This is a genomic window from Blochmannia endosymbiont of Camponotus nipponensis, assembly GCF_009827135.1.
In the GTDB taxonomy this organism is placed as follows: domain Bacteria; phylum Pseudomonadota; class Gammaproteobacteria; order Enterobacterales; family Enterobacteriaceae; genus Blochmanniella.
Genome location: NZ_CP046534.1, coordinates 739,008 through 752,220, shown reverse-complemented (window position 1 = coordinate 752,220; position 13,213 = coordinate 739,008). Strand labels below are relative to the sequence as shown.

At 29.5% G+C, this 13,213-nt stretch carries 10 protein-coding genes; 2 read left to right on the top strand and 8 right to left on the bottom strand.

The genetic code is table 11. The features are described from left to right. Positions 1–67: 67 nt before the first annotated feature. Entirely contained in the window at positions 68–1,351 is a 1,284-nt protein-coding gene (gene tyrS, locus GN161_RS03105) for a tyrosine--tRNA ligase (protein ID WP_159715446.1), read from the top strand. A gap of 115 nt (positions 1,352–1,466) precedes the next feature. Here the strand turns inward: tyrS and nth are convergent, their stop codons facing one another. Both nth and fumC read right to left on the bottom strand, forming a co-directional pair. Next, positions 1,467–2,108, bottom strand: coding sequence for an endonuclease III (gene nth / locus GN161_RS03100; RefSeq protein WP_159715444.1), 642 nt, complete (start codon positions 2,106–2,108; stop codon positions 1,467–1,469). Between the two features lie 92 nt (positions 2,109–2,200). After that, positions 2,201–3,607: a class II fumarate hydratase gene (gene fumC / locus GN161_RS03095; protein ID WP_181950851.1), complete on the bottom strand. Its 1,407-nt coding sequence runs from the start codon at positions 3,605–3,607 to the stop codon at positions 2,201–2,203. Between the two features lie 352 nt (positions 3,608–3,959). On the opposite strand from fumC, the gene GN161_RS03090 reads away from it, so the two are divergent. Continuing rightward, positions 3,960–5,834 (top strand): inverse autotransporter beta domain-containing protein, encoded by a 1,875-nt coding sequence (locus GN161_RS03090; RefSeq protein WP_236840093.1) that lies wholly within the window; start codon positions 3,960–3,962, stop codon positions 5,832–5,834. Positions 5,835–5,908: 74 nt separating this feature from the next. Here the strand turns inward: GN161_RS03090 and GN161_RS03085 are convergent, their stop codons facing one another. The 6 genes from GN161_RS03085 to rpsA all read right to left on the bottom strand — a co-directional run bounded on the left by GN161_RS03085 (position 5,909) and on the right by rpsA (position 13,141). After that, on the bottom strand, positions 5,909–6,523 hold the full coding sequence (locus GN161_RS03085) for a UbiX family flavin prenyltransferase (RefSeq protein ID WP_159715438.1): 615 nt from the start codon (positions 6,521–6,523) through the stop codon (positions 5,909–5,911). Positions 6,524–6,858: 335 nt separating this feature from the next. Beyond that, positions 6,859–7,638, bottom strand: coding sequence for a 3-deoxy-manno-octulosonate cytidylyltransferase (gene kdsB / locus GN161_RS03080; RefSeq protein ID WP_159715436.1), 780 nt, complete (start codon positions 7,636–7,638; stop codon positions 6,859–6,861). A gap of 11 nt (positions 7,639–7,649) precedes the next feature. Beyond that, entirely contained in the window at positions 7,650–7,817 is a 168-nt protein-coding gene (locus GN161_RS03075; protein ID WP_159715434.1) for a Trm112 family protein, read from the bottom strand. 179 nt (positions 7,818–7,996) lie between these two features. Further along, positions 7,997–9,007 carry a tetraacyldisaccharide 4'-kinase gene (gene lpxK, locus GN161_RS03070; RefSeq protein ID WP_159715432.1) on the bottom strand — a complete coding sequence of 337 codons (1,011 nt, stop codon included), beginning with the start codon at positions 9,005–9,007 and terminating at the stop codon, positions 7,997–7,999. Then, positions 9,007–10,758 (bottom strand): lipid A ABC transporter ATP-binding protein/permease MsbA, encoded by a 1,752-nt coding sequence (msbA, locus tag GN161_RS03065; RefSeq protein ID WP_159715430.1) that lies wholly within the window; start codon positions 10,756–10,758, stop codon positions 9,007–9,009. The genes lpxK and msbA overlap by 1 nt, the downstream gene beginning before the upstream one ends. A 688-nt stretch (positions 10,759–11,446) precedes the next feature. Then, positions 11,447–13,141 carry a 30S ribosomal protein S1 gene (gene rpsA, locus GN161_RS03060; protein WP_159715428.1) on the bottom strand — a complete coding sequence of 565 codons (1,695 nt, stop codon included), beginning with the start codon at positions 13,139–13,141 and terminating at the stop codon, positions 11,447–11,449. Positions 13,142–13,213: the final 72 nt, after the last annotated feature.

Genomic DNA, 13,213 nt, shown 5'->3' with positions numbered 1-13,213 from the left:
AAGATAACATGTTAATGTTATCAGTACATATAAATTTTCTCATTTGTTTGATTAAAATTATACTTGTATGAATAATAAAAATATTAATATAATACAGCACTTATACGAACGTGATTTAATAGCACAAATAACAAATGAAAAAGCATTAATTAAAACATTAATATCAAGACCAATAACTTTGTACTGTGGGTTTGATCCAACAGCTGATAGCCTGCATATAGGACATTTGGTACCATTATTATGTTTAAGAAAATTTCAGACATTTGGGCATCGTCCTATAATTTTAATAGGAGGGGGTACTGGATTAATCGGAGATCCAAGTTTTAAAGATTCAGAGCGAAAACTAAATTTAATTAATACAGTACAAAAATGGGTAGAAAAAATCAAATGTCAAATATCTTTATTTTTAGATTTCTCTTGCAGTCAAAACTCTCAAGCTTGTATAGTTAATAACTATGACTGGTTATCTTCTATATCACTCTTAGCCTTTTTAAGAGATATTGGTAAATTTTTTTCTGTCAATAACATGATAAATAAAGATGCTATAAAAAAGCGATTACAACAAAATAATCATGGAATCTCTTATACTGAATTTTCTTATAATTTATTACAAAGTTATGATTTTTCTCATTTAAACAATAAATATAATGCAATACTCCAAATTGGAGGTTCTGATCAATGGGGTAATATTATTTCGGGAATTGATTTGATACGTAGGGTATATAAAAGAACTACTTATGGACTTACTATGCCTTTACTTACTAAGGCTGACAATACTAAATTTGGAAAAACAGAAAAACATACAATATGGTTAGACGCAAAAAAAACCAGTCCTTATAAATTTTATCAATACTGGATTAATTCTTCTGATAGAGAAGTATATCGTTTTATTAAATTCTTTACTAGTATCGACATAGATACAATTAATATATTAAAAAAAGAAGATAGTATTAGAAATACAAAACCACAAGCTCAAAGTATATTAGCAGAAGAAATCACTCGATTAGTTCACGGAACAGAAGGATTAAAAATTGCTCAAAAAATCACCAAAAATCTTTTTACAGCACAGATACATGAACTAACTTTATATGATTTTGACCAATTATTTCAAGATGGTGTATCAACCGTATCACTGAAAGTAGGTATTACTTTACAAAAAGCATTAGTAGCATCTAAATTAGTATCTTCTTTATCACAAGCACGAGAATTAATTGCATCTGGTAGTATTACTATAAATTCAAAAAAACAATTAATAACAGAATATATTTTTTGTGCCACAGATAAATTATATGATCGTTATACGTTACTAAGAAGAGGTAAAAAAAACCATTGTTTAATCAAATGGGAATAAACACCATGAAACAATAAACGAATGTTTTTAACTTAATTTATATTTTTTGAAAGATATATATATAAATTACATAAACTTTTTACACCATGAATAATATGTCCATCACATAATGATATTATATTATATAAATTTGTTTTTCTTTAAATTCACATAAATCTTTAATCACGCAAACGCGACAATTCGGACGTTTAGCTTGACAAACATTCTTGCCATGCAACACTAGCCACTGATGACAATTATTCTTAAATTCTTTTGGAACTACCGATAATAATTTCTTTTCTACAGACAAAACATTTTTTCCTAATGCAAAACGACTACGATTACAAAATCTAAATACATGTCTATCCACTGCAATTGTAGGCCGGCCAAAAATTAAGTTTAAAATAATATTAGCAGTTTTACGTCCAACTCCAGGTAAAGACTCTAATTCAACACGATTCGATGGTAGTACGCCGTTATAATGTTCTATTAACACATGACAACTTTTAATAATATTTTTAGCTTTAGTATTATACAAACCGAGAGATTTAATATAGTTTTTGATCCCATTTATCCCTAAACGCAACATACTTTTTGGTGTATTAGCTATCTTAAATAAATTCTCTGTTACTTTGTTCACTTGGATATCATTTGTTTGAGCTGAAAGTAATACTGCAATTAACAACTCAAATTCCGATCGATAAACTAATTCAATAGATGGATCAACATCATTATCTCGTAATTTACATAAAATCTGATATCTTTTAATATGATTCATTAATATCGGTTTATCTTTTATAATGGCCTATAAAAATAGTTGCAAAAAATTTTTTCATTAAATATTTTCATATTGTCGTCTCTAAAAAATGATCACTGTAATATTTCTGAAGGGCTAATCATATTTTCTGGGCAGACCCATTCATCAAACTGTCGATCATTTACATAACCTAATTGTAAAGCAGCTTCTCTTAAACTTAATCCTCCTAAATGCGCCTTTTTAGCAATTTCTGCTGATTTATCATATCCAAGATAAGGAGTTAACGCAGTAACCAACATAAGTGAACTATCAAGGAATTCTTTAATTCGTTGATACTTCGGTTGAATTCCTACAATACAATATTTATGAAAACTGTCTATACCGTCTGCCAACAAACGTGTTGATTGTAAGAAATTATATATAATTAATGGCCTATATACATTTAATTCAAAATGACCAGACGCACCACCAATATTTATACTAACATCATTTCCCATAATTTGAGAACACAACATAGTCATGGATTCACATTGCGTTGGATTAACTTTTCCTGGCATCATCGAGCTACCTGGTTCATTTTCAGGAATGCTTAATTCACCTATACCACATCTAGGCCCAGAGGATAGTAAACGTATATCGTTAGCAATTTTCGTCATAGAAACCGCTAGACCCTTTAAAGAACCATGACTATGTACTAATGCATCACATGTTGATAATGATTCAAATTTATTTGATGCGCTAACAAAAACATGTCCAGTAAGCAGTGATAATGCATCAGCAATACGACTGGCATATTCCGGATGAGTATTAAGGCCTGTGCCTACTGCTGTTCCACCTAAAGCTAATTCGCATAAATGGGGTATAGTAACTTTTATATGGTCTATGTTATGTTGTAGCATAGATACCCAAGCAGAAATTTCCTGTCCTAAAGTTAAGGGAGTAGCATCTTGAAGATGAGTACGCCCAATTTTAATAATATTATTAAATTCAATAGATTTACCAAGTAAAGTGTTTTGTAATGTTTTAACCTTAGGTATTAGCTGTTCATTTAAATTAATTACTGCTGCAATATGCATTGCGCTAGGGAAAACGTCATTTGAACTTTGACTTTTATTGACATGATCATTTGGATGAATAAATTTATTATTTACACCTTGTTTATTTTTTAACAATTTATTGGCTCGATTAGCTAAAACTTCATTCATATTCATGTTACTTTGAGTCCCAGATCCAGTTTGCCACACTGATATTGGAAACTCGTCCTTATGCATTCCAGATAATACTTCTTTTGCCGCTTTAATAATTGCTTTAGCCCTTTCACAATCTAATAATTTTAGATCGTAATTTACTTGTGCCGCTGCACATTTGATTTGTGCTAAGGCTTGAATTAATGAAAAAGGAATTTTTTCATCAGAAATATTAAAATATTTTAACGCACGTTGTGTTTGTGCTCCCCATAATCGATTTTTCGGTACTAAAACACTTCCCATAGTATCTTGTTCAATACGTGTCACCATAATAATAACCTCTTCAATAGAAAATTATTGTGTTCTTGAATTACGAAAAATATATATCATTTGTATGTAAACATACAAATGATATATATTATTAAAAAAATTCAATTTTTATTTAAAAATTTGATTGTTAATTTAATAAATTTATATATATTGATTATTTATTTAAGACTGTAAAAATTAAAATATAAATATACTATATATTATGTACAATACAAAATATTTTCATTAAAACAAAATATTGAACATGCTGAGATTAATTATATTGGGAATAGTATTTCAAATACTTGTACACAACGAGACCGCTTGGTGTAATACGTTCAAAAATAACGTTAAGTTTAATATGATGAGTAATAGTATGTTTCAAGATGAAACATATCAGAAAGAAATGAAATGTAATACTCAAGACTATGTACGTCAAACTCTCAATTTTTCTCCCTATACAACAAATAAACTGCGTGTGCATGCGTATAATTATACATCTCCATTTTCTTCTATTTACAGATCTAAAATACAATTACAAAATAATTCTATAAATATGTTCCACTCATTTCATACACAATGTAGCACACATCAAAAAAATATATCTTTCATGCAACTAGGAATACATGATTTTTTATCAGAACCAATTTTTAATTTTGGAGGGGGAAAAAGACATTTAACTAATGATAAATATGCTATTGGATACAATACTTTTTACCATTGCCCTCTTTCTAGTCACAGTAGTCAACCATATTCAATTAATGTTGGCGTAGAATATTGGTTATATAATACATTATTTATGCTAAACAATTATTATAATTTAAATAGTGTTTTTAATTTTGAAACATCATCATCAAAAAAATGTAGCATACACTGCCCAAAAAGTGGCTACCAAATACATATGCACACTAAATTTCCATATTTTCCCGAATTTACTGGAAAAATAAAATTAGAGCAATTTGTTTATAGCAAAAAATACAAAAAAATTTTTAATAAAAAAAATAACGACTACTGTATATCATTAGCTCTAAATTATCAACCTTTTCCCATATTAGGATGCAATATAAACAATATTTTTGTAAACAATAAATATTTTAATACTGTTTGTCAGGTATTGATAAATTATCAATTTGGTGTGCCTATTGCAGAACAAATAAATTATACAAATAAACGAAATAAATCAATATTGAGCGATATTGATACTATGGTGCAATCACCATTTATACCTACCGTCACTCCATGTCGTGATTGTATTCTATTTAATAAACATAATAATTACACTAAATCATTACAAAATATTCAAAAAATAACGGGTTATCCTGGAGAAATAAAAATAATTAAAATTGATGACAGTGATAACGAATCTATACAATGGAATTTTCAGTTACTGCAAAATCAAGGAGGTAATATCATTGCAATAACAAATGACACTTATGCGTTATATTTACCTGACCATCCTATTACACAAGAAGACAAAATTTTTATTTCATATATTACGAATTCAAATAAAACTCCTCAAAAACAAAGAAAACAAGATATACCTATTTTAGTAAAAGATTTTTCACAAAAACAATCATTAAACACACAAAAACAAACTTCTTCTTCCGTTATTAATTTTAATAATGATTCCGAAATTAATGTTGTAAAAGACACAGTTACACATACATCAATGTATAATGATGATCATCATCAAACAAAAAATAATATGTCTCTTTCAAATATTACTACAGAACATATCACACACGATACTACAAAAGAACATGCACAGAATGTTACAACAGAAAATGATTGTATACTTTCCATTCCTATTCCTCCTCCAATTCCTTTGCTTTTTTCAGAAAAAGAATCTTCATTTATCATTGCATCATCAACATTAAACGATGATACATTACCGCTATCGTCCTCTTCTGCGTTTCATGAAGATCATGATGCTGATTCTGAAGAAAATAGAAATAAAAAAGAGATACATGATAATTTGGTTGAACATTCTAAAGTTATATTGAATAAAAATGAAGATTTATCGTACCGTTTGTCTGCACATAAGCAAACTAAATTTTCTTTAATAGGTACCACAGAACATATAAATAAACTTGAAAATACTATAGCAGAGAGAAAAAAAAACAAATACTTTGGTGATATGGAAAAAATATTTATTAAATTAAATATTGCTCAATCTGCATCATCTATGCACGAAGATTGCATTACAGATAACAGTAGTAGTGATGATGATAGTTTTACTTCTAATAAATAAAGAAAAAAATTTCTTACAGAAAATATCAACTTATTGATATTAGTTACCTTTAATAATGTTAAAATCTAATTGTTTTAGTTTAATTTCATAAAGTTGTCATGATTTTGATGCTTGATTCCTAGCCAAGTGGAAGAAATTGTAGTATTAATTCCAAATAAATTTAAAGCTCTTGCTACAGTATAAGAAATGATATCATCTATAGTTTTTGGATGTGTGTAATATGCAGGTACAGGTGGCATAATCACCGCTCCAAATTCTGCCAACTTAACCATTGTACGTAAATGTCCCAGATGCAGTGGAGTTTCTCTGATCATCAGCACTAATTTACGTTTTTCTTTTAACATTACATCTGCAACACGACTCATCAATGATGATGTCATACCTGAACTAATTTCTGACATAGTTCTAATAGAACATGGAGCAATTAACATACCTAAAGTTGGATATGATCCACTAGCAACGGATGCCCCAATATCTTGCGGAAAATGTACAACATCTGCTAATTCATATACAGCTTGTTTATTCATATTGAATTCTTGTTGCAATGTAATCAGAGCATTTCGAGTGACAATAAGATGAGATTCTATATGTATAGGACATTGTTTTATTATAGTTAATGCGCGAATTCCATAAATACCGCCAGATGCTCCTGATATTCCCACTACTAAACGTAGTTGTTGCTGCTGCATAATTATTTTTATACTCCAAATAAATATAAGTAAATATACTTATGATTTTCACTATTAATAATCCTAAGTATATAACATTAAAAATATTTCTTCATGTCACAACTATATATGTATGCTCCAGGAAATTTGATACTTATATTATGAAAATACACGTCATCAGGATTTATCATGATTAATATCATAATAAATCCTGATGATTTATATAATTAGTATTATTTACAGTTCCCTTATGTATTTACTTCAGAAAAACACAATTAAAGTGAATTTATTGTATAATCCATTGAAAACATTTTCGTATGTTGTAATCTTATATATAGAAGATACATATTAATATATTATATTTTTTTTGATGTATCTTTAAATGCGATATTAGCATATTTCAACGATTCTGGAGTATCTACGCTAATATTAAACGCATTGTCGATGACAGCAACATGTATTGTTTCTCCATGCCATAGTACTCGAAGTTGTTCAAGTTGTTCATATTGTTCTAATGGACTTCTGGTCCATGAAACATAATGATGCAGGAACTGAACTTGATATGAATAAATACCAATGTGACGTAACAATATTCTAGACGATCTATTATCTATGTGATTCTTATAATTACCGCGATGCCATGGAATCATAGAACGCGAAAAATAAAGAGCATTATGATGTATATTTACAACAACTTTCACAACATTATCATCATGCGCTTCTTTTAAAGAATGTATCGGAGCTGCTAATGTTACCATGCTAGCAGTATCTCGCACTGAACATAAAGTACTTGCTACTTGACGAATCATAGCAGGTGAAACTAATGGTTCATCTCCTTGAAGATGTACAATAGTTTGATTGGTTGGAAATTTGTAATTAATAACTACCTCTGAAAGACGTTCAGTCCCTGATTGATGATCAGATCGCGTTAAATATATTTCTCCTGAAGATTGTTCTGATTCAACAACTCGAGCTATACAAGCACTATCAGTAGCAATTATTACTTTATCAGCCCCAGAAGCCAAAGCGTTTTCCATAACACGCACAATCATGGGTTTACCATGAATATCGGCTAAAGCTTTTCCTGGAAAACGTGTCGAAAAAAATCGGACAGGTATAATTACTACAAAATTCATATTTATTCCTTTTATAATGTAAAATTACGAGCATCTTTTTTTAAAAGAACTGGAATTCCGTTTTTTATTGGAAAAGCTACGTTATCAACATTACAAATTAATTCTTTTTTTTTTGAATCAAAAAATAATTTCGAATAACATATAGGGCATACAATAATTTTTAATAACTGATATTTCATTATAATAATCACTATATTAATAATATAATTACTTCACATACTGTATATAATCAAACTGTATGTAAATATTTCATAAATACCCAACGACTGATTAAGCATGTAAATAACCTATGATACTACAATGTATAATTGCATACGATATCAATAATATTGATATCGTATGCAATTATACTCTAAAACTATATGTTGGAATTAAAATATTTATAATATTTGATTTTATCCTCCACCGAACACAATAGTTTATTCGTATCTTTTGTGTTTATTTTTACTTCTATATGCACGTACCACCAATTATCATGAGCAAAATCTAGACATTTAACCGCGTCTTTTTCAGTCATTAATAATATCTCATTCTTTTCAGTAAGAGATTGCAACATTTTTTCTGAATATATATGATGATCAGAAAACGAAATCACTTTGATAGGAGTTATACCATAATTTCTCAGAGTATCGAAGAATTGTGTAGGATACCCAATCCCTGCTATAGCTACAACGTTATTTAAAATATTAAGAGGCCTATGTTCTCCTGTCAATATATTTATTGCAGCACTAGGATATAATTGCATTAATATTTCTCCGGATTGCATCCCTTCTGCTGATCCATTTGCAATAATTGCCTGCACCGTGTGAAGTCTATTAATACGTTCACGCATAGGACCTGCTGGCAACCAATAACCATTTCCAAATCGAAATGAAGTATTAATAATTACCCATTCTATATCCCTAAAAAGCGCATAATGCTGTAATCCATCATCGCTTATTATAATATCTAATTCTTGCATTCGTAACAATGCAGCAACTGCATCAGCACGTTTTGGAGAAACTGCTACCAATACTCCAGTACGTCTCCAAATTAGCATAGGCTCATCACCGCATTCAATGCTATGACTATTTATATTAATAATAATTGGATAATTGCTTGACCTACCCTTATATCCTCTGGAAACTACTCCAACTTTCCAACCACGGTGTTTCAATTGTTCTACTAACCACAATACCATCGGGGTTTTCCCATTTCCTCCAATTGTTAAATTACCAATAATTATTATTGGAACTGAAAATCTATATACTTTACGCCATCCATATTGATAACTAATACGATTAAGTGTACTTACTAAACCATATAACCAGGAAAATGGTAGTAAAAATAAATAACACAACGATGATCTAAACCAAATACGAGCAAACATTAAGAAAATTGTAATTTATATAACTGAGCATAAATTCCTTGGCTACATATTAAACCCTTATGCACACCACGTTCTATAATATAACCATTTTCAACCACCAATATTTCATCTGCATTTTCAATAGTAGATAAACGATGCGCTATAACTAACGATGTTCTGTTTTTTTTCAACATATCAAGTGATTTATGAATCACATATTCTGATTCAGAATCTAAAGCAGAAGTAGCTTCGTCAAAAATTAAAATCGGACAATCTCTTAATAAAGCACGTGCAATAGCAATACGTTGACGCTGACCACTAGATAATAATACCCCATTTTCTCCTATAGTGGTATCTAATCCGTTTTTCATTTTAGAAATAAAATCCATAGCGCATGCCATACGAGCTGCAGTTTCGATAGCTTCCCTAGAATAAAAATTCTTGCGCGCATACGCAATATTATTTGCGATAGTATCATTAAATAAATGAACGTTTTGAGATACTACAGCTACTTGATTACGTAAAGAAGAAAGCTTATAATCATTTAAATTAAAACCATCAAGTAATATACGTCCTTTATTTATATCATAAAAACGAGTTAATAAATTTACAATAGTAGATTTTCCGGAACCAGAACGACCTACTAAAGCAACAGTTTTTCCCGATTCAATAGTAAAAGTAATTTTAGACAATGACGGAGTGTTTTTTTCAGGATAAAAAAAAGTAACATTATCGAAAACAATATTTCCCTTCACCCGTTGAATATTAAGTGTACCTTGATCTTTTTCTGTTTCCAAATCCAAAATAGCAAATAAAGTTTGACAAGCTGCCATTCCACGTTGAAATTGCGCGCTAACATTAGTCAACGACTTTAATGGTTTCATCAAAACTATCATAGATGAAAAAATAACAGTAATAGTTCCTGCAGTAAGCATTTCCATAACGCTTGGGATACTAGCTGCATACAGAACAAAAGCTAATGCCAATGATGCAACAAATTGAATCAATGGATCAAAAATAGATGAAGTTTGTACCATCTTCATACTTTGTTGTCTCATGCTATTACTTACAGAATTAAATCTATCATTTTCTGTATGTTGACCTCCAAATATCAATACTTCTTTATGTCCTTTTAACATTTGTTCAGCACTGCTAGTTAATTGCCCCATAGTACTCTGCATCTTTTTACTGATTGCTCTAAATCTATGAGAAACAAGTTTAATAGTAATAGATACTATTGGAGCAATCAGTATTAAAATTAATGATAATTGCCAACTGTAATAAAACATCATGATACATAAACCAATAATAGAGGCTCCTTCTCGAATAACAGTGACTAAAGCTCCAGAAGAAGAAGAAGCAACTTGATCAGAATCATAGGTAATTCTAGATACTAATGTACCAGTAGACTGTTTTACAAAAAACGAAACTGGCATATTCATAATATGTTGAAATAACGCACGTCTCATCTGCATAACTACTTTCCCAGATACCCAAGATATGCAATAAGTAGATGCGAAACCACTAAACCCACGAACACCCATTAACCCAACTAAAGCTAATGGCATCCATACAAATACATCTCTATTTGCTCTTCCAAATCCATCATCAAGTAAAGGTTTTAATAAAGCTAACATTAAAGCATCACTTGTTGCATTTAAAATTAAAGTAATAGACGCAACAACTAATCCTACCCTAAAAGGAAAAATTATTGGCCAGAGACGGCGAAAAGTGTGCCAAGTAGAAGAATAATCTTTATTATACTGCAACATTTATATCCCTGCAGTCAGAATTTATTTCATACTAAACATATGGGTAAATCTCGATCAAATATAACTATAATAATATAGAACATACACATCTACTAATCTTTAATCTTAACTCTCATAACATATATTATTATATAAAATATAAAAACCCCTAAACTTAATAAGTTTAAGTAATTGAATGTAATTTCATAGAGAATAACTTAATACTCATTTACATATTAAATATTTTATCACAAAAACCTCATCTATCATACTATCCGATCATTGATGACATTTTGATTATAACTTATAAATTATAGCTAACACGTAATATTTCTTATTTCGCATTTATTTTATTTAATATTTAATGTCAACTATATTTTATTATTTTTATGTACAAATAGTCAAATATCTTACTTAATATGAAGTAAATATAAAAAATTGAAAATACGATCTTCTTAATTTTTTAAATTTAAGAAATATTACGTCATTCCATTAAAAAAATTACTGACTGGGCAATTAACACTATAACTCTTATATTCCTAATATATATTATACTCATAATATATATTAGGAATATAAATTTTATATATTTCACATTACACACACTAAAATTATTATTTATTCTCTGTTTTATTGTTTATTACCTTTATATTTATCTCATTGTTTATATTAATCTGTTAACATATGCAGAAATTATGTAATTGAATAATCATTCATTTTTAGTTGCTGCTTTAAATGCCTCTACCATAACACTAGAAAAATTCTTATCTTTTTCTTTTTTATGATTGCCACCAACATTTATCTCTGATTTTGGAAGAATATCATATATATTACATTCAGATAAATTAATGATTCTATTTTTACGATCTACCCCATCTAATGTTGCTTGTATATCACTGCCTATGTGTAATGATGTATATTTTTTCTTATTAGCAGGTTTATTTCGCAATATTTCAGATACACATAAATAGCCAATGACAGTGTTATTGTCTAATGAAACAGTAGCTCCTCCTTTTTCATCTATAGACATGACTCTTCCATATACCATACTCCCCTTTTTATGAGCAGATAAATAAATGTTTAAAGGATCCTCTGTCAACTGTTTTATACCTAAAGAAATACGTTCACGTTCTGCATCTACCTGCAGCACCATGGCCATTATTTCATCACCCTTCTTATACTTATTAACTGCTGCTTCATTAGATAAATGCCAAGAAATATCAGAAAGATGCACTAAGCCATCAATACTTCCATCTAATCCTATAAAGATACCAAAATCAGTAATCGATTTTATCTTTCCCATCACTCGATCACCTCGATTATACATATCGGAAAATTTTTGCCATGGATTAATTTTACATTGTTTCAATCCTAAAGAAATTCTCCGACGTTCCTTATCAATGTCTAACACCATTACTTCAACTGATTCTCCTACTGTTACTACTTTAGAAGGATGGATGTTTTTATTGGTCCAATCCATCTCAGATACATGTACCAATCCTTCTACCCCCTCTTCAATTTCAATAAAACATCCATAATCAGTTAAATTAGTTACCTTTCCTGTCAATTTACTTCCTTCTTTGTGATCTTGAACAATAGCCAACCATGGATCCTCGCCTAATTGTTTGAGACCTAAAGATACACGAATACGTTCTCGATCAAATTTTAATACTTTAACAACAATTTCATCTCCAATATTTATTATATCACTAGGATGTTTAACGCGTTTCCAAGCCATATCAGTGATATGTAACAATCCATCTACACCTCCTAGATCGATGAAAGCGCCATAATCAGTTAAATTTTTGACTACTCCTTTAATTTCTATTCCTTCATGTAATTTATTTAATAATTGTTCGCGTTCAACATTATTTTCAGACTCAATCACAGCACGACGAGATACTACAACATTATTACGTTTATGATCTAATTTTATTACTTTAAATTCAGATACTTGTCCCTCTAAAAATGAAGTATCACGTATTGGTTTTACATCTACTAAAGAACCAGGTAAAAAAGCACGTACACCATTTAGTTCAACAGTGAACCCCCCTTTTACTTTTCCATTAATAATACCTGTAACAGTAGTCATTTCTTGATGTGCTTGTTCTAATGATAACCAAGATTCATAACGTTTGGCTTTTTCACGAGATAATACAGTTTCTCCAAATCCATCTTCTACTGCATCTAATGTAACATCAACATAATCACCAACTGACACTTCTAATTTTCCTTGAGAATTATAAAATTGCTCAATAGGAATAGCAGATTCTGATTTTAATCCTGCGTCGACCAACACAATATCCTTAACAATAGATACAACAACTCCACGAATTATGGATCCAGGGCAAGTTTCTATCTTTTTTAAAGATTCTTCAAATAGCTGGGCAAATGATTCTGTCATCTTTATAATCTTCATTTTTTAATTAACGTCCATCATATATCCATTCTTGATGGAGTTATAATAAATATCTCA